At 69.0% G+C, this 21,140-nt stretch carries 22 protein-coding genes; 16 read left to right on the top strand and 6 right to left on the bottom strand.

Translation table 11 applies throughout. The features are described 5' to 3' along the window. Positions 1-73: 73 nt before the first annotated feature. Entirely contained in the window at positions 74-1,213 is a 1,140-nt protein-coding gene (locus ACIBHY_RS10370) for a hypothetical protein (protein ID WP_397306514.1), read from the bottom strand. Positions 1,214-1,305: 92 nt separating this feature from the next. On the opposite strand from ACIBHY_RS10370, the gene ACIBHY_RS10365 reads away from it, so the two are divergent. Further along, the gene (locus ACIBHY_RS10365; protein WP_397306513.1) at positions 1,306-1,962 is read left to right on the top strand and encodes a tetratricopeptide repeat protein; all 657 of its coding nucleotides are present in this window, start codon (positions 1,306-1,308) and stop codon (positions 1,960-1,962) included. A 187-nt stretch (positions 1,963-2,149) separates the two neighbouring features. On the opposite strand, the gene ACIBHY_RS10360 is transcribed toward ACIBHY_RS10365, so the two are convergent. Further along, entirely contained in the window at positions 2,150-2,647 is a 498-nt protein-coding gene (locus tag ACIBHY_RS10360; protein ID WP_397249318.1) for an SRPBCC family protein, read from the bottom strand. 90 nt (positions 2,648-2,737) lie between these two features. Further along, complete coding sequence (locus ACIBHY_RS10355; RefSeq protein WP_397306512.1) at positions 2,738-3,325, bottom strand: helix-turn-helix domain-containing protein; 588 nt, start codon at positions 3,323-3,325, stop codon at positions 2,738-2,740. Between the two features lie 82 nt (positions 3,326-3,407). Here ACIBHY_RS10355 and ACIBHY_RS10350 point away from each other — a divergent pair, with 82 nt between their 5' ends. Continuing rightward, entirely contained in the window at positions 3,408-4,229 is an 822-nt protein-coding gene (locus ACIBHY_RS10350) for an MBL fold metallo-hydrolase (RefSeq protein ID WP_397306511.1), read from the top strand. A gap of 15 nt (positions 4,230-4,244) precedes the next feature. Here ACIBHY_RS10350 and ACIBHY_RS10345 read toward each other — a convergent pair whose 3' ends face one another. Next, entirely contained in the window at positions 4,245-4,757 is a 513-nt protein-coding gene (locus ACIBHY_RS10345) for a carboxymuconolactone decarboxylase family protein (protein WP_397306510.1), read from the bottom strand. Between the two features lie 81 nt (positions 4,758-4,838). Here ACIBHY_RS10345 and ACIBHY_RS10340 point away from each other — a divergent pair, with 81 nt between their 5' ends. After that, positions 4,839-5,720 carry a phosphotransferase gene (locus ACIBHY_RS10340; RefSeq protein ID WP_397306509.1) on the top strand — a complete coding sequence of 294 codons (882 nt, stop codon included), beginning with the start codon at positions 4,839-4,841 and terminating at the stop codon, positions 5,718-5,720. 114 nt (positions 5,721-5,834) lie between these two features. On the opposite strand, the gene ACIBHY_RS10335 is transcribed toward ACIBHY_RS10340, so the two are convergent. Further along, positions 5,835-6,401, bottom strand: a complete 567-nt coding sequence (locus tag ACIBHY_RS10335) for a TetR/AcrR family transcriptional regulator (RefSeq protein WP_397306508.1) — start codon at positions 6,399-6,401, stop codon at positions 5,835-5,837. 111 nt (positions 6,402-6,512) lie between these two features. On the opposite strand from ACIBHY_RS10335, the gene ACIBHY_RS10330 reads away from it, so the two are divergent. After that, on the top strand, positions 6,513-7,967 hold the full coding sequence (locus ACIBHY_RS10330; RefSeq protein ID WP_397306507.1) for an MFS transporter: 1,455 nt from the start codon (positions 6,513-6,515) through the stop codon (positions 7,965-7,967). Positions 7,968-8,113: 146 nt separating this feature from the next. On the opposite strand, the gene ACIBHY_RS10325 is transcribed toward ACIBHY_RS10330, so the two are convergent. Continuing rightward, positions 8,114-9,244: a DUF817 domain-containing protein gene (locus tag ACIBHY_RS10325; protein ID WP_397306506.1), complete on the bottom strand. Its 1,131-nt coding sequence runs from the start codon at positions 9,242-9,244 to the stop codon at positions 8,114-8,116. Between the two features lie 201 nt (positions 9,245-9,445). Between ACIBHY_RS10325 and ngcE the strand changes: the two genes are divergently transcribed. From ngcE to ACIBHY_RS10265, 12 genes are all read left to right on the top strand, one after another. Continuing rightward, positions 9,446-10,855, top strand: a complete 1,410-nt coding sequence (gene ngcE / locus ACIBHY_RS10320) for an N-acetylglucosamine/diacetylchitobiose ABC transporter substrate-binding protein (protein WP_397249332.1) — start codon at positions 9,446-9,448, stop codon at positions 10,853-10,855. 3 nt (positions 10,856-10,858) lie between these two features. After that, a complete protein-coding gene (locus tag ACIBHY_RS10315) occupies positions 10,859-11,740 on the top strand; it encodes a carbohydrate ABC transporter permease (protein ID WP_397249334.1) in 882 nt (293 codons plus the stop codon). After that, a complete protein-coding gene (locus ACIBHY_RS10310) occupies positions 11,740-12,570 on the top strand; it encodes a carbohydrate ABC transporter permease (protein ID WP_397249336.1) in 831 nt (276 codons plus the stop codon). Before ACIBHY_RS10315 ends, ACIBHY_RS10310 begins: the two co-directional genes overlap by 1 nt. Positions 12,571-12,572: 2 nt before the next feature. Continuing rightward, positions 12,573-13,763, top strand: coding sequence for an ROK family protein (locus ACIBHY_RS10305; RefSeq protein WP_397306505.1), 1,191 nt, complete (start codon positions 12,573-12,575; stop codon positions 13,761-13,763). A 13-nt stretch (positions 13,764-13,776) separates the two neighbouring features. After that, positions 13,777-14,541: a PIG-L deacetylase family protein gene (locus ACIBHY_RS10300; RefSeq protein WP_397306504.1), complete on the top strand. Its 765-nt coding sequence runs from the start codon at positions 13,777-13,779 to the stop codon at positions 14,539-14,541. Positions 14,542-14,628: 87 nt separating this feature from the next. Beyond that, positions 14,629-15,141, top strand: coding sequence for a histidine kinase (locus ACIBHY_RS10295; RefSeq protein ID WP_397306503.1), 513 nt, complete (start codon positions 14,629-14,631; stop codon positions 15,139-15,141). A gap of 672 nt (positions 15,142-15,813) precedes the next feature. Beyond that, the gene (locus ACIBHY_RS10290; protein ID WP_397249342.1) at positions 15,814-16,713 is read left to right on the top strand and encodes a helix-turn-helix domain-containing protein; all 900 of its coding nucleotides are present in this window, start codon (positions 15,814-15,816) and stop codon (positions 16,711-16,713) included. Beyond that, a complete protein-coding gene (locus tag ACIBHY_RS10285; protein WP_397306502.1) occupies positions 16,664-16,945 on the top strand; it encodes a DUF397 domain-containing protein in 282 nt (93 codons plus the stop codon). The genes ACIBHY_RS10290 and ACIBHY_RS10285 overlap by 50 nt, the downstream gene beginning before the upstream one ends. Positions 16,946-17,458: 513 nt before the next feature. Beyond that, on the top strand, positions 17,459-18,145 hold the full coding sequence (locus ACIBHY_RS10280) for a FadR/GntR family transcriptional regulator (RefSeq protein WP_397306501.1): 687 nt from the start codon (positions 17,459-17,461) through the stop codon (positions 18,143-18,145). Positions 18,146-18,320: 175 nt separating this feature from the next. Beyond that, on the top strand, positions 18,321-19,097 hold the full coding sequence (locus ACIBHY_RS10275) for an ATP-binding cassette domain-containing protein (RefSeq protein WP_397249346.1): 777 nt from the start codon (positions 18,321-18,323) through the stop codon (positions 19,095-19,097). Further along, on the top strand, positions 19,094-20,107 hold the full coding sequence (locus ACIBHY_RS10270; protein WP_397306500.1) for an ABC transporter permease: 1,014 nt from the start codon (positions 19,094-19,096) through the stop codon (positions 20,105-20,107). Before ACIBHY_RS10275 ends, ACIBHY_RS10270 begins: the two co-directional genes overlap by 4 nt. A 50-nt stretch (positions 20,108-20,157) precedes the next feature. Beyond that, positions 20,158-21,129 (top strand): ABC transporter substrate-binding protein, encoded by a 972-nt coding sequence (locus tag ACIBHY_RS10265; RefSeq protein ID WP_397306499.1) that lies wholly within the window; start codon positions 20,158-20,160, stop codon positions 21,127-21,129. Positions 21,130-21,140 lie beyond the last annotated feature (11 nt).

The following is a 21,140-nucleotide window of genomic DNA, read 5'->3' as shown; positions in this document are numbered from 1 at the left end:
GACAAGCCCATAGCCCGCCCGCACCGCGATCGCGGCCGACCGTCCCTGAACCGCCCGGCCGCCGATCGGCCGCTCATTCTTCCCGGCGCAGCAGGAACGGCGATCCACGGAGCGTCGGCGCCTCCAGAGCACCGAACGCCCACAATCCCGGCCCGCCGGACATCGCGCGTACCCGCACCACGTCCTCGCGCCCCCCGGAGAGAGGGCGTTCGCGCGCCCATCGGCGTCCGTCGTAGTGCGCCAGCGTCACCTGGCCGCCGCCGGCCCACACGTGGCCGTCCGCGGTGACCGTGACGCTGAACAGCCTCAGATCCCAGCCGGGCAGTTCCACCCGCTTCCAGGCCGCGCCGTCATAGTGCATGACCAGCGGCTCGGCCGGGCGCGAGGCCGGGGCGGGCGTGGTGTCGCACTCCTCGCCCCCGCTCACCTCGCCCACCGCCCAGACGTCGTCCGGTGCCGCCTGCCACACGTCGCGCAGTGCCCCGCCGGGCACCCGCGGGATCCGCAGGGCGCGCACGCCCTGTCCGTCTCTCCGGTCCTGCGGGCTCTGTCCCATGATCAGCGGGGTGACGTTCCCGCACTTTTCGCTCCCGTACGGCTCCGCGCCCACCGCCCAGATCTGCCCCCGCTCCAGGCTCACCGCGTTGAGCACGCCGCTGGTCCCCTGGTCGAGCGTGAATTTCGTGCCGTCCCACTCCAGGATCAAGCGGCCCTGGGGAGCCTTGCCCACCATGACCACCCGCCCGTCCCCGGCGGCGAGACCGCTGATGTAGTGCCCGCGGGCGACGCCGAACGGCTCGTAGGTATGCCACTCACCGGCGTTCCATCGAGCGAGCGTGCCGCCGTTCGCGATCCACACGCCGCCGTCGCCGTCGCCGTCGAGGGCGTCGACGGAGATGAAGTCGTCCCGCGGCACAGCGATCTTGGTCCACGCCCTGCCGTCCCAGCGCATGAGCAGGGCGTCGCCGGGCTGGTCGTCGGCCGCGTCCTGGTAGCCGCCCGCCCAGGCCTCCCGGGGGCCGGTGACGCTCATCGCGCTCACCTCACCTCTGGCTTCGACCTTGGGAAACCCGGCCTTGGCCCACGGGTGGAGCGAGACGGGGACCTCGGTGGCCGAGGATGCCGGGGACCGTACCGGCTGAGGGGGTTGAGCGGTGCAGGCCGCCAGCGCGAGGCCGGCGACCGCCGCACCGAGCCGCCGTAAGGTGATCACAGAGCACAAACTAGCCGGAAAGCCGACCAGCGACGTCTTCCCGCGCACGGCTGCCGGAGCTGTCACCAAGGGATGGGACGAAGGAGCGCGCTATGCACGCAGAGGGCCGGATCGAGCAGGCCAGGCTGGCCTATGAGCGGGCTGTCTTCGCCGGTGACCTCGGCGTGCTGCCCGAGGCGGAGCGGGGGCTGGACAAGGTCGAGGCCGATCTCGCGCTGGCTCGGGGCCGGATCCTGCATGCGCGGTTTCTGGAGGAACGTCGCGAGGATCCCCAGGAGCTTGCCTTGATGGAGCGTGCGGCGCACCTCTACCGGAGGCTCGGTGATGTGGCCGGAGAAGCCGAGGCGCTGTTCTGGGTGGGGTGCGTCCACCAGGTCATCCGGGGCGATGCCGATGCCGCGATCCCCCTGTTCGAACAGTCTCGCGAGTTGGCGCTACAAGCCGGCGATCCGGGGATTCAATCCGAGGTGCTTCGCCACCTGGGCATCGCCGATCATTTCGCGGGCCGGTTGGACGCCGCCCGGGAGAAGCTGGAGGAGTCGGTACGGCTGCGCCGGGACATCGAGCATTGGGCGGGAGTCGCGGCCGATCAGGTCGGCCTGATCTACCTCGCCGCGGCACAGGGCCGCCGGGACGACGCGCTGGCGCTGGCGGAGGAAGCGTACGCGACCGCGGAGTCCTGCGGCGCCGCGCGCATCATGCGCCAGATCGACGAGGCACGAGCACGGCTTCAGACCCCGGAGACCTGATTTCCGAGAGGGTCGAAGCGAGTCTGCCTACCCCGCCGAGCTGCGCGGACGAGCGGTTGTCCGGTCAGCGGGTGCGTTGGGCGCTGAGATCGGGCGGGCCACCCACGCCACCACCATCCCCGCGACGGGCGCCGTCGCCCTGTGCTACCGCCGCCCCTGAGCCGCGCGTCGCACCTTGGCGCGTTGGTCACGTGGGATCGTTGAGCGCCATGCGGGCGGCGCGCATCTCCGCGTACATCTCCCATGGTCCTTGCGGGAGGACGTGCCCCGTCTCCAGGAAGGTCTTGAGGTTGGCCAGCACGGACGGCCACCCGGCGGAGACCGAGACGTGTTCGTCGTGGTCGGCCAGGTTCTCGTGAGTGACGGTGAGCCGGACGATGTCGCCGTGCGGCTCGATGTCGAAGGTGACCCGGCCGGGGCCGCCGGGGCGCTCCTCGTTCGGGCCGCGCCGGGTGATCACCAGCCGCTTGGGCGGTGCGGTCTCCAGCACCGTGCCCACGAGGTCGACGATCCCGGAACCATCGGTGCGCGGGTGCTCCCAGGCCGAACCGACCTGCCAGTCGGAGACGTTGCGGTGCCCTGCCCAGTATTCGGCGGTCACGTCGGCGTCGGTCAGCGCGTGCCAGACCCGCTCCGGCGTGGCCTGGATGAAGGTGACGTACACGAAAGCCAGCTCGTCCGCCATGTCGTGCTCCTCTCCTCAGATCGCCCCTTACCTTGAGCTATCAAAGTACGCTAGAGACACCTACCTTGGCCTGTCAAGGTAGGGCGTGGATCAGGTTCTCCGCGAGATGACCATGATGTACTCGCAGGGAGCGTTCGTCCGGTTGGCGAAGCCGTGGTCCGCATCGGCCTGGAAGAACAGGGAGTCGCCTGCGTTCAGGGTCTCGCTGATCCCGCCGATCGCGACGGTGAGGGTGCCTTCGAGCACCACGAGCTGTTTCTCCGTACCCAGCGGATACGCGGGCAGCAGCCCGGTGGAGACCTGCGCGGGGAGGTGGTGGACGACCATCTCGGATCCTCCCGCGCCCGGGGCCGCTGACACGATGTGCCGCTCGAAGCCGGTTTCCGGGTCACGGAAAACGGGGCGATCGTTCTTGCGCATGACGATGGCCACACCGGACGCGGCAGCGGCCGGCGCACCGACCAGGTCCGAAAGCGACGCGTCGAGCGCGTGGGCGATCCTGGACGCGACGCCGATCGTCGGGCTCTTCTCGCCGCGTTCGACCTTGGACAGCATCGCCCGGCTGACCGACGACCGCGTGGACAGCTGCTCCAGCGTCAGGCCCGCCTCCTCGCGGCGTCGCCGTACGTTGCCGCCGAACGCGCCGGCCAGGTCGTCACCGTGTTGTGGTTCGGCCACCGTGCTCCTCGATTGATGGGTACCTCGCTGCGACAGTGTATGGTTTCTCCTAAAGTAGACCTCATCTTCTATCGGAGATACCATGCGTTTGATCTCTCGTGGCCGGCTCCACGCCACGTTCGAATTCGGCGATCTGCAGGTGGTCTCGTTGCGGGACGGGTACATCGACATGCCGCCGACACGACTCCGCGACGAGGACGGGCGCACGCTCGATGAGCTGCCGGCCGCCGTCCCGCTGACCGGCGACAACCTGCGGCTGTCGGTCAACGCCTTCTTCGTCACCGACGGCACGCGATCGGTGCTCATCGACACCGGCGCGTCCAACGCCTGGCACGACCCCACCATGGGATTGATCTACGACGCGCTCGACGAAGCGGGAGTCGACCGCGCGCAGATCACCGATGTGGCCATCACCCACAAGCACGAAGACCACGTGAGCGGCCTGATCGCGCCGGACGGCTCAGAGGCGTTCGCCAAACTCGAGCGCGTGTGGATCGGCGCGGGCGACACCTCGGTGTTCACGGGGCGGCTCGAGCCGGTCCGCGACCGGGTCGTCCCCGTGTCGGAGAAGGCCGCGATCAACGACTGGATCACCGCGATCCCGACACCGGGCCATACCCCCGGTCACACCGTCTACGACGTCAGGAGCGGCACCGGTCACCTTCTCGCCTGGGGCGACACCGTGCACGTTCCCACGCTCCAGTTCGAGCAGCCGAACGTGTCCTGGGAGCTCGACGGCGACCAGTCCCAGGCCCGCGCCGCGCGAGCGGCCCTCCTCGAACGACTGACCCGGCCACACCACTTCGTGGCCGGCGCCCACCTCGACTCACCCGGCATCGCCCGCGTAACCCCCTCCGGCGACGGATATGCGCTGGAATACCTCGGCATCGACACGAAGGGATAGTTCGCGCGCCACTCCTCATTTCTCGTACGGCTCGGACTCGATCCGCAGCACGTTCGCGAACTGCCCGAACATCCAGTAGTAGCCGATGACTTGAATCAGCTCGACGATCTGGCGGTCGCTCAGTTCGGCCCGGACCGGTGCGAACACCGCGTCGTCCACCGGCAGCCCGCGCGCCACCGCCGTCGCGAAGGCGAGCACGGCCAGATCGAGACCGCTGAATCCGGAGTGCTCGCCGCGGTAGACCGCCTCGCGCTCGTCCGGCGTGATCGGCGCACCGGGCGGGTTGTGGCGGACGCGCAGATAGTCCGCGCCGAGCACGCGGGCGGTGGCGTTCGCCGCGAGTTCGCGCAGCCGCGCCGGCAGCTCCAGCTCTCTGATCTGCTGCAGACCCACCTGCATGAGCGTCGCCGCACTCGCCTCGGAATGGGCGAGCATCATGAACAGATGGGAGTTCGGCGGCAACCTCGCGTGCCACTCCCGCAGATCGTCGGGTAAGGCGGACATGTCCGCGTACGGGATCCGGGCCATGCCCAGAGCCTAGGACAACGGGTGCCTACCGGCGCGAGGGCTTTCGGATGGGATGGCCGATGCCAAGATTCGAGGGTGGACATGACCGACATCACGCGCGCGATCGCGGCTGCGACTTCGGTCGCCGCATCGCTCGACCTGCCAGCCGGCGACGCCATCGTTCTCCACAACTCGAACAGGCTGGCGCTGCGGCTGACGCCGTGCGACGTCCTTGCCCGGGTCGCCCCTGCGGGGCATGAGGCCGCGCGGTTCGAGGTCGACCTCGCTCAACGGCTCGCCCGGGCCGGGTGCCCGACGGGGCTCCTGGACCCTCGGGTGGACCCACGTGTGTACACGCGCGATGGCTTCACCGTGACGCTGTGGACCTACTACGAACCCGTGACACCTCACACCTCACCAGCCGACTACGCCAAGGCGCTGGAGCGGTTGCACGCCGGCATGCGCGAGGTCGACGTGCCGGGCCCGCGGTTCACGGATCGCGTCGAGGAGGCGGAAGACGTCGTCGGCAACCCGCATCGCTCGCCAGAGCTCGCCGACGCGGACCGCGCGTTCCTCAGCGGCAGGCTGGGAAGCCTGCGGCGGGCGATCGAGGACCGCGGCGCCGTGGAGCAGCTGCTCCACGGCGAGCCGCATCCAGGCAATGTGCTCGCCACGATGAACGGCCCCTTGTTCATCGACCTTGAGACGTGCTGCCGTGGACCCGTCGAGTTCGATCTCGCCCATGTCACCGAGGCGGTCTGCGAGCACTATCCGAACGTTGACCACGGGCTGCTGGACGAGTGCCGGCAGCTCGTTCTCGCGATGGTCGCGGCCTGGCGCTGGGAACGTGGCGACCAGCTTCCGAACGGGAGGCGATTCGGAGAGGAACTCCTGCGCTCGCTGCGTGAAGGTCCCCCTTGGCCGACACTCGACACGATCACCGGGCGACTGGATGGAATCGCGCGAACCGAAGGGTTCTCCTGACGGGCTGCCCTGCTGTCAGCCTTTGGCCGGCAGGGCACAACCGCGGCCCTCCTCGCCCACCAGGCCGGCCTCCTCTGACCGGCAAGAAGCGCACCGCGACCCACCGGCTTGAGGTCACAGCAGTCGGTCGACCAGCCCGTCGACGTAGTCCGGGGCGAGCGGGCCCATGCCGAACAGGACGCGGATGTACATCGGGGCCAGGATGTGGTCCAGCACGCCGAACGCGTCGGGTGCGTGCTCGCCACGTTCGCGGGCGCGATCGAGCATGGACTGCAGTTGCCGGGTGCGTTCGGCGAAGAGGTCGTCACGCGCCTGTGCGCCCTGGTGGCCTTTGCTGGACAGGGCGACGGCCAGGCGTACCACCGCCAGGCCGTCGGGTCCGGTGATCTCGCGGGCCACGTTGGCCGCGTAGGTGCGCAGGTCGCCGGCCAGGCTCCCGGTGTCGGGCATCGGCGACTGCGCGTTGAGGCGGGTGAGCGCCACGTCGGTGAGCAGGGTTTCCAGGCTGCCCCACCGGCGGTAGATGCTGCTGTCGGCCACGCCCGCGCGGGCCGCGACATCGCCGACGGTGAAGTCGCCGTAGCCACGCTCGCCGATCAGGTCGGTGACGGCCTGGTGCACCTCCGCGCCGACGCGGGCGCTGCGCCCGGCGGGCCGCCGGGCTCGCTGTCGCTCGTTCATGCCCTCACCTTAACGCAGTTCCGACTTGCGTTTACGAGACAACCCTTCCTACACTCGCCTAACGCAGCCACTAGCTGCTTTTAGAGCAACCAACGATGGAGAGGAATCCCCGTGGCCGCGTCGCCCGCAGCCGCAGGCAGTCGACCGAACCGGGCCGTACTGCTCACGGTGACCTGCCTGGGCCAGTTCATGGTCCTGCTCGACAACACGATCGTCGGAGCAGCGCTGCCCGACATGCAGCACCGGCTGCACACTCAGCTGACCGGTCTGCAATGGATCGTCGACGCGTACGTCCTGCTGGTCGCCATGCTGCTGCTGTCCGGCGGTGTCTTCGCCGACCGGTTCGGCCGCAAGCGCGTGTACCTGACCGGCGTGGCGGTGTTCACCATCGCGTCGGTGCTGTGCAGCCTCGCGCCCTCGGTCGGCTGGCTGGTCGCCGGCCGGGTACTGCAGGGCATCGGGGCCGCGGCGCTGAGCCCTGCCTCGCTGGCCCTGCTCGTCGCCGCCTATCCCGTGCCGCGAGAACGCGTCAAGGCGATCGGGCTGTGGGCCGGATTCAGCGGGATCGGCCTGGCCGCGGGCCCCGTGGCCGGCGGCATGCTGACCGAGGCCTTCGGCTGGCCCGCCATCTTCCTGGTCAATCTGCCCATCGGCGTGGTCCTTCTCCTGGTCGGCCTGCGCGGCCTTGACGAGACCCGCAATCCGGACGCCCCCGCGATCGATGTCGCGGGGACGGTGCTGTCCGTTCTGGGAGTGGGGGCGCTGACCTACGGGCTGATCGAGGGTGGCGCTCGCGGCTGGACGTCGCCGGTGATCCTCGGCAGCTTCGCCGCCGCGGTGATCCTCCTCGCCGCCTTCGTCGCCGTCCAAGCGCTTCGTTCCGCTCCGATGCTGCCGCTGCGGCTGTTCCGGGAGCGGCTGTTCACCGTGTCCAACACCGCCATGGTCGTGGTGGGGTTCGCGCTCATGGGTTCGTCGTTCTTCTTCTCCCAGTTCTTCGTGTACGTCCAGGGGAGCTCGATCCTGCGCGCCGGCCTGCAGACCCTGCCGCTCTCCCTCGCCATGGTGATCGTCAGCCCGTACGCGGGCCGGCTCGCCGCCCGTTACGGCTTCCGCGTCGTGGTGACCACCGGCCTGGGCCTGGCCGGCCTGGGACTGCTGGCGCTCGGCATGGTGCACGCCGACACCGGTTACGGGAACGTGTGGTGGCGGCTGGGAGTCGTCGGCATCGGCTTCGCCCTGACCATGTCCCCGCTGACGGGAGCCGCCATCCAAGCAGTCAGCCCGCAGGAGGGCGGCCTCGCGTCGGGCATCAGCAGCACCACCCGGCAGATCGGCGCGGTGCTCGGCGTGGCGGTACTCGGAGCCGTCGTCCGCGCCCAGCAGTCCGGCGGCGCTTCCTTCGGGACCGGCCTCAACAGCGCCTTCCTTACCGCCGGCACCGTCACGTTGGTCACCGCCGTGTTCACCGGCCTGTGGCTGGCGAGGTCCAGGCCCGCGGAGGACTCCGCCGCGCCGCAACGTTCCACCGAGCCGGATGCGGTCACCACCTCGAACAGCCGCTGACGGCGAGCGCCCCGCATTTCCGCCGACCTGGCTCATGGGAGCGGCTGCGACGAAGCCACAACGTTTCCCCAACGCCGTCCAGACATACTGAGCCCGGAGAGTCCGGCGAAAGGATGATCATGAAGCGTCTGGCCCGTCTGGTCGTGTTAGCCGCGGTCCCCGCCTTCGCGGGAGTGGCGCTCGCCGCGTCGCCCGCCCAGGCGGCACAACCTGGCTACACCGGCGCCGAGGTGCGCTCGGAACCCAACCCGTTGCAGCAGGTGGTGGCCACCGGGTGCACGCCCCGCAACGGAGCGCCACAGGAGGGCCTGGTCAGAGAGCTCTTCATCTCCTGGCCTGGGGGCCGCATCGAGTGCTTCAGCGGAAGGGCGGCTCCCAGCGGGGCCCATGTGACCGTTCGCGCGAGCGCGTGCAGGTGACGCCCCTGTCGCGGCATCCGCGCGCCGATCGAACGAGAACGGGCCGTCGAGGCGGCGCAGCGGCAGTGCCCAGCCCCGGGTGCGGCCCGGCGGCCGGAGGTGCAGCCGTCCCCGTCTCCCCTGCCAGCAGGCGACCATCACGAAGGTGACGCTGACCAGCAGCGCCCAGGCTCCGAACTTGGCCGGATGGACCAGCTGCCACGCCCCCCGCTGATGGGGGTACTGCCAGGCGCCCAGGTAGGTCGCGATGTTCTCCGCCACCCACAGGAAGAATCCGATGAGGACGAGCGACTGTGCCAGCGGCATCTGGTAGCGATGCTCGCCGACGGTGAAGTGCACCACCGTTCCCCACGTGGCCAGGACGAGCGCGAGGGCGAGCGGGATGCGCAGGTCGATCCACCAGTGCTGGGTGACGAAGTTCGCGTAGATCGCCAGTGCGACCAGTGTCACCGGCCTCGTTCTGTAGGCCACCAGGCGTAACGCGAAGATCCGCCAGGCCGCGCAGATGTAGCTGCCCACAGCGGCGTAGAGGAATCCGCTGTACAGCGGCACCCCGCCGAACTTGGTGAAGGCGTCCCCGGGATAGCTCCACGACCCGAACCTCACCTTGATCAGCTCGAAGGCCAGCCCGATCAGATGGAACCCGGCGATGACCACCGTCTCCTGGGTGCTCTCCCATCGCAGGGCACGGAAGATCACCGTCACGGCCACGGCGTAGACCAGCAGTGCGTCATAGCGCGGGATCGGCAGCGGCAGCACCGAAGAAGCGGCCAGGCCCGCGAACATGGCCACCGCGAATCGGCACGACCTGGCCTCGGCGCACGCGAAGCGGATCAGCTGGGCGGCAGAGAACGTCATGCCCTGTCCGAGCTCCCCCGCGACGCCGAAGTTCTGGGGGCATCGGGGAGGTTCTGTGCAGAAACGAGGAAGCCGGCACGGAGACTCACACCAGATCCTCGAACCTACCGGGCCGCCCTCTTGACCCTGGTCAGGGTGCGCTCCTATAGTCAGCCGCTAACCGTCTGGAAAGTATCCAGACGGTTGTGTTCAGGAGGAGCCATGTCCCCCAACCGCCGCGACGTCCTGCGCGGGCTCGGCCTGGCCGCGTTGGCCGCCCCCCTCGCCGCCTGCGCGACCGCGAGCCGTACCGCCGCTCCTGCCCCCTCCGCCACCGCCGCCGCGACGTCGGCGGCCAACCCGCTCGGCGTGCAGGCCGCAAGCCCGCTCGAAGTGGTCATCTTCAGCGGCGGCAACGGTGACAAGTACGCCGTCGACCTGCACGAGGCCGCCTACAGCAAGGCCTACCCGAACGCGAAGATCAAGCACGTCGCCACCCAGAAGGTCGGTACGCAGCTGCGCCCGCGCTTCATCGCCGGCGACGTCCCCGACGTGATCAACAATTCCGGGCCCGAGGCCCTGGACCTGCAGGCCCTCGTTCAGGAAGGCCACCTGGCCGACCTCACTCCGCTGTTCGAAGCCCCCTCGCTCGCCTTCCCCGGCAAGAAGGTCAAGGACACCCTCGTCGGCGGCGTCTACGAGAACTCCCTGATCGACGGCGTGCCCCGGGTGCTGCAGTACACCGTCGCCCACCGCGCCCTCTGGTACAACGCCAAGCTCTTCGAGGCCAAGGGCTGGACGGTGCCGAAGACCTGGGCCGAGTTCAACGCCCTCGGCGAGGAGGCCAAGAAGGCGGGCATCGCCCTGTTCGCCTACCCCGGCCAGGTCGGCCCCTTCTACCAGCTCTGGAATCTCGTCTACAGCGCCGCCAAGATCGGTGGCAACAAGGTCATCATCGACATCGACAACCTCGCCGACGGCGCCTGGACCGCCGAGCCGGTACGGCAGGCCGTCGCGGCCTGGGCGCAGATCCAGAAGGACTTCGGCGACAAGGCCTACTTCGGCCTCGACCACACGCAGACCCAGATCAAACACCTGCAGGACAAGGTGCTGTTCTACCCGTGCGGCTCCTGGCTGGAGAACGAGATGGCCAAGGACAGGCCGGACAGCTTCGAGTACGCCATCGCCCCCGTCCCCAGCATCGGCGCCGCCGACGCCATGCCGTACGAAGCGATCTTCGTCGGGGTGTCCGAGGCCTTCTTCGTCGGCGCCAAGGGCAAGAACCCCCAGGGCGGCCTGGAGTACCTGCGGTTGATGCTCTCCAGGGAAGGCGCGCGCGGATACACCGAGCTCACCAAGAACCTCACCGTGGTCAACGGCGTCGTCGACGGTCTCAAGCTCACCTCGGCGGTCAACAGCGCGGCCAAGGCCCAGGAGGCGGCGGGCCGGAACACCATCACCGACGCCCGCTTCGAGACCTGGTACAAGGAGCTGTTCGACTACGCCCAGACCCAGACCAACTCGGTCATGGCCGGGCGCAGCACCGCCGAGCAGTTCTGCGCGAACATGCAGAAGAAGGCGGACGAGCTCAAGAACGACTCCGCGATCACCAAGCAGACCCGGAGCGTCTGACCGATGCGGCGGCACGGCTTCGTCGCGGGGTTCCTGCTCCTGCCCGTCGCGCTCTACCTCGTCTTCGTGATCAGCCCGTACGCGCAGGCGTTCCAGATCGCGCTGACCGACTGGCGGGGCGTGTCGGCCGGGCTCAGCTACGTCGGGCTGGACAACTTCGGGCGGCTGTTCGGCAACGACGCCTTCTGGCAGGCGATCCGCAACCACGTGGTCCTGCTCGTCGCCATGCCGCTCGCCACCATCGCCCTGGCCCTGGCCTTCTCCTACCTGCTCAACGCGCAGGGCGGAGTCAAGGGCTCGGGCTTCTACCGGGTCGTCTTCTTCCTTCCTCAGGTGCTGGCGGTCGCGGTGGTCGGCGTGCTGTTCAAGGCCATCTACCGCCCCGACGCCAGCGGCGTGCTCAACGGCGCGCTGATGACGTTCGGGCTGGAGCCCGCCGGCTGGCTGACCGACCAGCGGCTCGCCCTCTGGTCGATCATCGCCGTCATGGTCTGGCAGGCGGTCGGCTTCTACGTGGTGCTCTTCTCCGCGGGCATGGCGGCCATCCCCAAAGACATCTTCGAGGCGGCCTCGCTGGACGGCGCCGGCCGGCTGACCCTGTTCTTCCGCATCACGCTGCCGCTGATCTGGGACACCGTCCAGGTCGGCTGGATCTACCTCGGCATCGCCGCCTTCGATGCGTTCGCCCTGGTCAACGTGCTCTCCATCGAGCAGGGCGGCCCCGACGGCGCCACCACGGTGCTGGCCACCGAGATCTACAAGAACGCCTTCGGCTACTCGCGCTTCGGCTACGCCTCGGCGATGGGCGTGGCGCTGTTCTTCCTCACCCTCACCTTCGCCGCGGTGACGATGCGGGTCACCAGGCGAGAGAGGATCGTGTACTGATGCGCCGCAGGCTCTTCGGCGGCCTGTCCCAGGCCGTGCTCGCCGTGTGGGCGCTGCTCATCATCGGCCCCCTGATCTGGACGCTGCTCGCCTCCTTCAAGAGCAACTCCGAGATCTTCGGCGACGCCCTGCAACTGCCCGGTGAACTGCGCTGGGACAACTGGCTGCGGGCCTGGGAGAAGGCGAACGTCGGCACGTACCTGCTCAACACCGTGATCGTGGTCTTCTTCGGCGTGCTCGGCACCATGCTGCTCAGCTCGATGGCCGCGTACGTGCTGGCCCGCTACCGCTTCCCCGGGAACCGGGCGATCTACTTCCTGTTCGTCTCCGGGATGGCGTTCCCGGTCTTCCTGGCCCTCGTCCCGCTGTTCTTCGTGGTCGACGGGCTCGGCCTGCTCAACTCGCACGTCGGGCTGGTGCTGGTCTACATCGCGTACTCGCTGCCGTTCACCGTCTTCTTCCTGACCTCCTTCTTCCGCGGCCTGCCGGACGCGGTCGCGGAGGCGGCGATGATGGACGGCGCCTCGCACACGCGCACCTTCTTCCAGATCATGCTGCCCATGGCCAAGCCCGGCCTGGTCAGCCTGACCATCTTCAACGTGCTCGGCCAGTGGAACCAGTACCTTCTGCCGCTCGTGCTCCTGCCCGGCGACAAGAGCAAATGGGTCATCACCCAGGGCATCGCCGACATCTCCACCATCGCCGGATACGAGGCCGACTGGCCCGCTCTGTTCGCGGCCCTGAGCATGACGGTCCTGCCGGTCGTCGTCGCCTATATCGTCTTCCAGCGACACATCCAGTCCGGGCTGACCTCAGGAGCCGTGAAGTAAGCATGTCCACCGGGAACCCCACGGTCTTCCGCACCCTCAACGAACGCGCCGCACTCGAACTCCTGCTCCGCCACGGCGGGCTCACCCGCGCCGAGCTGGAACTGCACACCGGCCTGTCCAAGGCGTCGGCCGCCGAGGTGCTGCGCCGTCTGGAGAACGGCGGCCTGGCACGCAAGGCCGGCACCAAGCCGGGCAACGCCGGGCCGGCCGCGCAGATGTGGGAGCTGGAGGGCGGCGCCGCGCTCGTCGCCGGGGCCGACCTGACCGCGAGCTCCGTGGAGGTCTCCGTCGCCGACCTGACCGGAACGACCCTGGCCCGCCACCGCGCCGAGGCGCCCGGCCCCGGGGCCGACGCCGTGGAGTTCCTGACCGCCGCGGTCGCCGCGGCCGCCGCCGAGGCCGGGCTCGGGCTCGACGACCTCGACCAGATCGTGCTCGGCGTGCCCGGCATCGTCGAGGCCGGCGGGCAGCGGCTGCGCCAGGCGGTCCAGTTGTCCGGCTGGTCCCACCTCGACGACCTCGCCGACCTGTGCGACGCCCTCGGGGCCGACCGGTTCCGGCTGGAGAACGACGTCAACCTGGTCGCCATCCGCGAGCTGGCCGACCGCGAGGGACAGAGCTTCGTCCTGCTGTGGGTCGGCGGCGGCGTCGGCGCCGGGGCCGTGCTCGACGGCGCGCTCTGGCGCGGCGTCACCGGGCGCGGCGGCGAGGTCGGCTCCGTGACCGTGCCCGACCCGGCCCGCCGCGGCCGCCTCTACGGCCCGGAGGGCGGACCCCTCGGCGCCCTGCTCGGCGCCGCTCCCCTCGCCGCCCTCGCCGCCGCCCACGACCTGCCCGTTTCCGCCGGCGGCGGGCTGGCCGAGGTGTCAGCCCTCCTGAGTGCCGGCACCTCCCGGGCCTTCCTCGACGACGTCGCCGCCCGCGTCGCGATCGCCGTCACGGCCGCCGTCGGCGTGCTCGATCCCGGCTGCGTCATCCTCTCCGGCCCCCTCTGCGCAGCCGGCGCCGAGCCGCTGCGCTCCCGCGTCGCCGCGCTGCTCGCCCCCACCGGACTGGCCCCGGTCACCGTGACCGCCGGCCGCGCCGGCGGTGGCAGCGTGCTCGAAGGCGCCGTCCGCTATGCCCTCGATCTGGCCCGCGAGCGGGTCTTCCATGCCGGTACGGCAGGCCGTACCGGCGAGCAAATCCCCTGAAGAAAGCTGAGACATGTTGCGCACGCTGGTCATCGCCGCCCATCCCGACGAACCCGAGATCTACGCCGGCGGCACCGCCGCCCTGCTGGCCGGGGCCGGGCACGCGGTGAAGTTCCTGACGCTCACCAACGGTGACGCCGGCCACCACGAGATGGAACGCGCCCCCCTGGCCCGCCGCCGCGCCGAGGAGGCCTGGCGCGCGGCCGACGCGCTCGGCGTGACCACGTACGAGATCTTCGACGACGTGCACGACGGTTTCCTCGAACCCACCGTGGAGCTGCGCGTGCGCGTCCTGCGCGAGATCCGCGGCTGGCGTCCCGACCTGGTGATCGCCCTGCACGCCGACGGCGGCGGCCACCCCGACAACCGCGCCGCGGGCGTGCTCGCCGGGCAGGCGGTGGAGTTCTCCACCACCCGCAACGTCGAATGCGGCAAGCCCGCCCTGGACCGGCAGCCGGTCTGCCTGCTCATGACCGACTACGTCTCCCGTCCCGTCCACCGGGACGACGTCGTCGTGGACGTCACCCCGGTGCAGGAGGCCAAGCTCGACGCCTGCCTGGCGCACGCCTCCCAGTTCCTGGAGTACTCGCCCTTCCAGCGCGGGCTGCTGGCCAAGGTGCCCGACCCGGCTGACATGGCGGCCTGCCGTACCTTCGTGAGCGAGCACTGGGCCGAGCACGTCGGGCCGGAGACCTTCCAGCTCGCCCCCTACGGCCGGCGACCCGCAGACGGTGAGCTGCTCGACCTGCTGCCTTTCGCCACGGTACGAACCCGCTGACGGAGCGTCGGCCGGGTGCCACGGAGGATCGGGGGACCTTGAGACGTCTGGGTCATCGGCAATCTCGCCCACGGCCGCCAAGCCAACATGAGCGCATTGCGTGAGGCGGATGCCCGGCTCGAGGAGGGCCGGTTGCAGCGCGAGCGGTTCGTCGCGCAGCAGCAGCGTGTCGCCGCGGCCCGGGAGATTCACGACATCGTCGCTCATTCGCTCACCGTCGTGATCGTGCAGGCCGACGGCGCCGCGTACGCCGCCGAGCACGCGCGGCCCTGGGATCGCGGGGACGCGGGGAAGGTCCTCGCCACGATCGGGCGGGCCGCCCGGTCGGCTCTCGGCGAGGTGCGCGGCGTCATCGACGTTCTTCGCGACGCCGATGAGGGACCGGACCAGGTGCACGGGGCCGGGCTGGGAGTCGCCGAGCTGTGGCAGCTCGTGGACTCGGTACGGGCGGCGGGACTGGACGTGAAGACGGACCAGATCCGTCGACGAGCCAGCCCAAGCCCCTCCACCGTCACGACTGCCCGCCCGTCCACGCCCGGACCCGGCCTCAACCAGGCTGATCGAAGTACGCTCTACCACGACGTTATGCCGTCCTCCTGACCGCCGCATCAAACGATCACTGAGAACCGCCGGAAGCCGCACCCGCCCGGCCGAGGCTGCGGCGGACTCCGCATGTCCGGCGACCGATGGGGTCCATCCGTAGCTGCCCCTACAGTTGCTCGGTTTGGTGCGTACCCGCCTTGCCCGTTGCGGCCCCGCTCGGCGGACGCTGGCTGTGCTCGCCCTCGTGGTCCCGGCGCCAGAGCCAGGCTCGCTTGTGGCGTTCGACAGGAGTGGTGGCCGGATCCCGTTGCCGCACGGCACGGGCCTGGTCCCGGCCGTCGCTGGGCGACGTTGGATTGGGCATCTGCACTCCATTGGTGAGGGGTGGGCGGAATGCGGGGGTGATCACCGTCCTGACCGAGAAGGGGCAGGTCTCAAACGCGCAGATCTCGGTGCCGGCGCGCGACTCGGCCAGGTTTCGACGAGCTTTGCATTCGACATCCGGTTTTATGAAACATGTACTTTTTGACCGATTCGTGGCTATGCCCGGATTTCACGTTGCGATACCCCTGAACATCTCGTCATGACAGGGCGGCTGGGATACTCTGAGGATCCCTCACCGAGAGGCTCGCGGCAATTTTCTCCGGAAGTATATCTATTCTATTCCGAGAGATATATTTAGAACCCCTCGGCGAGGATTACCCCTTGTCATTCGAGGGAAGAGGCAGCATGGTGGATCGGATCAGTAACGTTGTGCGACATCGCCTGCTGGCCGCCGAGCTGCGAAGGATGCGCACCGAAGCACACCTTTCCGGTCCACTCGTGGCCAAGGATCTTGGAATGTCACCCGCGAAGTTCTCGCGCCTCGAATCCGCGAGCGTCAAACCCTCAGCGACGGATATCCAGGCACTCCTGAACTACTACGGCGTTCCCGCGGCGAAGCAGGGCGGGTATCTCACGCTTGCCCGCCAATCGAGCGAGTACGGCTGGTGGGACAACCACGCCAAGATGCTCCCGGCGCCGTTCGTGAACTACATCGGCCTTGAGCACGAGGCCAAGGTGATGATCAACTGGGAAACTCTGGTCCTGCCCGGCCTGCTGCAGACCGAGTCGTACATGGATGTCATCAACCGCGTCGGCCTCGAGTTCCTCAGGATGAAGCCGAGCTGGGTGAAGCTGCGCTCCACCGTACGGCTCACGCGGCAGAGCCTTCTGACGTGCCCGAATCCACTGCAGTTCATCGCCGTCATGGACGAGGCGGTCATCCATCGGGCTATTGCCACGTTGCGCAATGCCGGCGGTTCAGAACTGGTCCGCGAGCAGTTGTCCCACTTGATCTCCATGGCGAGGCTTCCCAATATAACGGTCCGAATCATTAGATTATGGGAGCCCTATTCGCTCTTCGCGCGAGCCATGGTGCTTTTGCGTTTTGGAGCGGTGGACGCTGTGCCCGGACTTGTGCACCCTGACGTAATTTTTGAGGAAAGCGTGGCGGGTGGGTCGGTAACCGACACGGAGGATGAGACTTATCAGATTGACCAGCTCCTGGACAGTCTGATTCACGTCTCACTCGACCCTCATGAGTCTCTTCGGCGACTACAGCAGCTGGCCGATGAGAATGGCAACTGACAAAAGAGATGAAAGGGAGGTACTTGTGACTTCTTTGAACTTCGCGCCGCAGTGGTTCAAGAGCAGCTTCAGTACGCCAGGAGGCGAGTGCGTAGAGGTCGCAGGCCTGCCTGGAATGCGCATGGCAGTCCGCGATTCCAAGAACCCTTCGGGGCCCGTCCTCGAGTTCTCCATGGATGAGTGGCAGGGGCTCATCAGCATCATCAAGGCAGACTCGAAGGAGTCTCACTAGCTGGGCCTGCTACCCGTAAAGGCTGTGGGGCGCTCAGACATGAGCGCCCCACAGCCTTGTCGTGCCCCGTCGCTGATGACAGGTGTCCTCCACTCCTGTCCCCCACGAGGGATTCTCGCGTACCGGCCGGCGAGTGGCGGCCCATCCGGAGGTCCGCCCGGCCCTGCCTCGCGGAGGTCGCGCCCGGCGTGCGCGCCTCGGGCGCCGATGCCCGCACAGGGCCTCTCGCTCGCAGCCTCCCCTCTGGATTAACCCGATGTATCAGATGCCCCAGAGGCGACAAATAGGGACAAAAGCGCACTCGGATCGCCCAGTAAGCGTTACGCGAGCGTTAAAAATCGGGGCATTGACACCGCGCAGGGTGCGCTCGTACGGTGCTCTTACCCCGCAAACATCGGGTCAATTCGCGGGAGTCCGTGCCATCCAGATAACAAGTAGATGATCGTGTGCGCCGGCGGTGCCGGGTCGTGGCGCAGCCCGTCAAGATGGGAGGTCGCGAGAGAGAGGAGCCCGGTGGCGCTCACAGACGACGCCGTCGACAGAATCCGGCAGATGATCATCACGGGCGAGGTCCGGCCCGGAGATCGGCTGCCGCCCGAGAAAGAGCTGGCCGCCCGGCTCGGCCTGTCGCGGAACTCGCTGCGGGAGGCGGTCCGCGCGCTCACCATGCTGCGCGTGCTGGAGACCCGCCGGGGCGACGGCACCTACGTGACCAGCCTGAACCCCGAACTGCTCCTGGGCACCATGAGCATGGTCGTGGACCTGCACCAGGACAGCACCATCCGGCACTTCCTGGAGGTGCGGCGCCTCCTTGAGCCCGAGGCGACCGCGATGGCCGCTCTGCACGTCGGCGCGGACCGGCTGGCGAAGCTCGCCGCGCTGCTCGCCGAGGCCGCCCAGCTCACGGCCGCCCGCCCGGTCGACCGGGCGGCGCTGCGCGCGAACGGCGAGGACTTCCACCGGCTCATCGCGCACGCGTCGGGCAACCCCGTGCTGGCGACGATCGTGGAGACGGTCTCCGGCAAGACCCTCCGCGCCCAGGCATGGTGCGGGATGACCGACGAATCCGACCTGCACCTGACTCTCACCGAACATCAGGCGATCTACGAGGCGCTGGCCGCCGGCGACACCTACCGCGCCCGGATCCGCGCTGCCGCGCACGTGGCGGGTATCGAGGACGCCGTCCTCACCGTCCGCTGACCCCCTGCTCGGACGCCCCTTTCCGACCTCTTCGCGCCGCGCTCGCCGTCAGCCGCGGCGACGCGTGAGCATGCCTGCCCGCGCCCCGAACGCGGCAACCCCCCGAAAGGACGATGACCCATGCCTACCGAACGCGGAGCCGCAGGGCGTGCTCTGCCGCCGACCGGAGACTCCGATGGCTGACCCGCTACTCGAAGCGCGAGGCGTACGCAAGCGGTTCGACCATGTCGACGCGCTCAGAGGAGCCGACTTCACCGCTTACGCCGGTGAGATCGTCTCGCTCATCGGCGACAACGGGGCGGGCAAGAGCACCTTGGTGAAGGTGCTGTCGGGCGCGCTGCGGCCGGACAGCGGTCAGATTCTCATCAACGGCGAGCCCATCGCCTTCTCCTCGCCCAACGACGCCCAGGCGGCCGGCATCGAGACCGTGTACCAGGACCTCGCACTGGCGCCCGCTCTCGGCCCCGCGGCCAACCTCTTCATGGGCAGGGAGAGGATGCGCCGCGGCCCGCTCGGACGGCTCGGGTTCCTCGACAAGTCCGCGATGCGCGACAGCACGATCAAGGAATTGGCCTCTCTCGGCGTACGGCTGGCCGATGTGGACGCCCCGATCTCCACGCTCTCCGGCGGCCAGCGGCAGAGCGTGGCGATCGTGCGGGCGGTCACCTGGGCCAAGCGGGTGGTCTTCATGGACGAGCCGACGGCCGCCCTCGGCGTGGTGCAGACCAGGCGCGTGCTCGACCTGATTCGCCAGGTGCGCGACTGCGGCATCGCCGTCGTTCTGATCAGCCACAGCATGCCGCAGGTGCTGGAGGTGTCCGACCGGATCGAGGTGCTCAGGCTGGGCGCCAGGGTCGCCCGGTTCACCGCGGGCGAGGCCAGGGCCGAGGACCTCGTCGCCGCCATGACCGGCCTGCTGACCCATGGGGTGCGCCTGGAGGAGACGGCATGAGCACGGCGCTGATCGAGCACGCTCACTCCCCGTCCGCGGCACTGCGCCGCCGGCTGGTCTCCTCCCCGCTCACCTACCTGTCCGCATCGCTGGTCGCCATGATCGCGGTGTTCTCCGCAGCCGCGCCGGACGCGTTCCTGTCGGCCTACAACGTCCAGACGATGCTGACCGTCACCTCGGTGCTGCTCGTGATGTCGGTCGGCATGACCTTCGTGATCGCCACCGCGGGCATCGACCTGTCGGTCGGCTCGGTACTGGTCTTCTCGGCGGTGATGTCGCTCAAGGTGATGACCGCGCTGGGCGGCTCCGGGTTCGGTGTCGTCCTGGCCGGGTTCGCCGTCGCCGTGGTGTCCGGCGTGGCCTGGGGCGCCCTGAACGGTTTCCTGGTGGCCAAGGCCAAGGTGCCCGCGCTGATCTCCACGCTCGGCACGATGGGCGCGGCTCTGGGCATCGCGCAGCTGGTCACCGGCGGCAACGACCTGTCCGGCGTGCCGAAGGCCCTCTATGAGAGCGTCGGCCTCGGCAAGCTCTTCGGCGTGGTGCCCTGGCTGGTCGTGATCGCGCTCGCGGTGATCGTCGCGGGAGGGGTGGTGCTGAACCAGACCAGGTTCGGCCGGTACACGCTGTTCGTCGGTTCGGGAGCCGAGGCCGCCCGCAGGTCCGGCATCAACGTGGACCGCCACCTGATCAAGGTGTACGGCCTCGCCGGTCTGCTGGCCGGTGTGGCCGGCTTCCTCGACCTGGCGCTCTTCGCCAGCGCCAACATCGCCGGCCACTCCACCGACAACCTCCAGGCCGTGGCCGCCGTGGTGCTCGGCGGGACCAGCCTGTTCGGTGGCGTCGCCACCATCGGCGGAACGGTGATCGGCGTCTTCATCCCGGCCATCCTGCAGAACGGCTTCGTGATCCTCAAGGTCCAGACCTTCTGGCAGGAGGTCGCGATCGGCGTGGTGCTCGTCCTCGCCGTCTACATCGACCAGCTCAAGCGCAAGGCACGCGAGAAGTCGTAGCGGTCTCGCCCGGCAAGAAGAACCCCGTTTCGAGAAGAGGTCATCCCAGCATGCGCGGAAAAGTCCTGCTGGCCGCCGCGGCGCTCGCGTTCGCGGCCGGCTGCTCCAGCGGCACCGCCTCCACCGCGGAAGGCGGCGCGAAGCCGTACAAGATCACTTATGTCCAGGGGATGGCGGGCAATCCGTTCTTCACCTCCCTGACCTGCGGCGCGCAGGAGCGCGCCCGCGAGCTCGGCGTCCAGTTCGACGCCCAGGGCGGCAAGGACTACAGCCCGCAGAGCCAGACCCCCATACTCAACGGCGTCATCGTGCAGAAGCCCGATGCCCTGGTCATCTCCCCGATGGCGGGCGAGGCGATGGTGCCCGCGCTGAGCAAGGCCAAGGCCGCCGGAATCAAGCTGGTCTTCGCCGACTCGGTCGCCGCCGACGAGAGCCTGGCCGTCTCCCGGATCGCCTCGGACAACTACGCGGGTGGCGTGCTGGCCGCGCGGACCCTCGCCAAGCAGGTCGGGGAGAAGGGCAAGGTCATGGTGATGGGCGCCAAGCCCGGCATCTCCACGACCGACGCCCGGCAGAAGGGGTTCGAGGAGGAGATCGTCAAGCACGCCGGGATCACCTATCTCGGCCCGCAGTACAGCGAGAGCCAGCCGGCCACCGCCACCTCCAAGTTCGCCGCCGTGCTCGCCGCCAACTCCGGCCTGGCCGGGGTGTTCGCGGTCAGCACGCAGGAGGTGGAGGGCGTCGCGACCGGCGTGCAGAACGCGGGCAAGTCGGGGAAGGTGCAGATCGTCGGCTTCGACACCTCCGACCCGATCCTGGACGACGTCAGGAACGGCGTCGTCCAGTCGCTGGTCGTCCAGCAGCCGCTGCAGATGGGCAGGGACGCCGTCGAGCAGGCCGTGGCCGCGCTGGAGGGCAGGGCGACCACCTCCGCGATCTCCACGCCGTTCGTCGTGCTCACCAAGGACAACATGGCTCAGCCCGGCATCGCGAAGTTCATCTACAAGACCACCTGCTCCTGAACTCCGAAAGG

The organism is Nonomuraea sp. NPDC050547, assembly GCF_044457345.1.
GTDB lineage: Bacteria > Actinomycetota > Actinomycetes > Streptosporangiales > Streptosporangiaceae > Nonomuraea.
Note: the sequence above shows the minus strand (reverse complement) of the source record. Positions and strands in the feature narration are given on the sequence as shown.

What these genes read in the sequence shown, in the direction of transcription:
- ACIBHY_RS10365 (WP_397306513.1), top strand. Translation starts at nt 1,306, where the DNA reads ATGCACGCAGAGGGCCGGATCGAGCAGGCCAGGCTGGCCTATGAGCGG.
- ACIBHY_RS10360 (WP_397249318.1), bottom strand. Translation starts at nt 2,647, where the DNA reads ATGGCGGACGAGCTGGCTTTCGTGTACGTCACCTTCATCCAGGCCACG.
- ACIBHY_RS10350 (WP_397306511.1), top strand. Translation starts at nt 3,408, where the DNA reads ATGCGTTTGATCTCTCGTGGCCGGCTCCACGCCACGTTCGAATTCGGC.
- ACIBHY_RS10345 (WP_397306510.1), bottom strand. Translation starts at nt 4,757, where the DNA reads ATGGCCCGGATCCCGTACGCGGACATGTCCGCCTTACCCGACGATCTG.
- ACIBHY_RS10340 (WP_397306509.1), top strand. Translation starts at nt 4,839, where the DNA reads ATGACCGACATCACGCGCGCGATCGCGGCTGCGACTTCGGTCGCCGCA.
- ACIBHY_RS10335 (WP_397306508.1), bottom strand. Translation starts at nt 6,401, where the DNA reads ATGAACGAGCGACAGCGAGCCCGGCGGCCCGCCGGGCGCAGCGCCCGC.
- ACIBHY_RS10325 (WP_397306506.1), bottom strand. Translation starts at nt 9,244, where the DNA reads ATGACGTTCTCTGCCGCCCAGCTGATCCGCTTCGCGTGCGCCGAGGCC.
- ngcE (WP_397249332.1), top strand. Translation starts at nt 9,446, where the DNA reads ATGTCCCCCAACCGCCGCGACGTCCTGCGCGGGCTCGGCCTGGCCGCG.
- ACIBHY_RS10315 (WP_397249334.1), top strand. Translation starts at nt 10,859, where the DNA reads ATGCGGCGGCACGGCTTCGTCGCGGGGTTCCTGCTCCTGCCCGTCGCG.
- ACIBHY_RS10310 (WP_397249336.1), top strand. Translation starts at nt 11,740, where the DNA reads ATGCGCCGCAGGCTCTTCGGCGGCCTGTCCCAGGCCGTGCTCGCCGTG.
- ACIBHY_RS10305 (WP_397306505.1), top strand. Translation starts at nt 12,573, where the DNA reads ATGTCCACCGGGAACCCCACGGTCTTCCGCACCCTCAACGAACGCGCC.
- ACIBHY_RS10300 (WP_397306504.1), top strand. Translation starts at nt 13,777, where the DNA reads ATGTTGCGCACGCTGGTCATCGCCGCCCATCCCGACGAACCCGAGATC.
- ACIBHY_RS10295 (WP_397306503.1), top strand. Translation starts at nt 14,629, where the DNA reads ATGAGCGCATTGCGTGAGGCGGATGCCCGGCTCGAGGAGGGCCGGTTG.
- ACIBHY_RS10290 (WP_397249342.1), top strand. Translation starts at nt 15,814, where the DNA reads ATGGTGGATCGGATCAGTAACGTTGTGCGACATCGCCTGCTGGCCGCC.
- ACIBHY_RS10285 (WP_397306502.1), top strand. Translation starts at nt 16,664, where the DNA reads ATGAGTCTCTTCGGCGACTACAGCAGCTGGCCGATGAGAATGGCAACT.
- ACIBHY_RS10275 (WP_397249346.1), top strand. Translation starts at nt 18,321, where the DNA reads ATGGCTGACCCGCTACTCGAAGCGCGAGGCGTACGCAAGCGGTTCGAC.
- ACIBHY_RS10270 (WP_397306500.1), top strand. Translation starts at nt 19,094, where the DNA reads ATGAGCACGGCGCTGATCGAGCACGCTCACTCCCCGTCCGCGGCACTG.
- ACIBHY_RS10265 (WP_397306499.1), top strand. Translation starts at nt 20,158, where the DNA reads ATGCGCGGAAAAGTCCTGCTGGCCGCCGCGGCGCTCGCGTTCGCGGCC.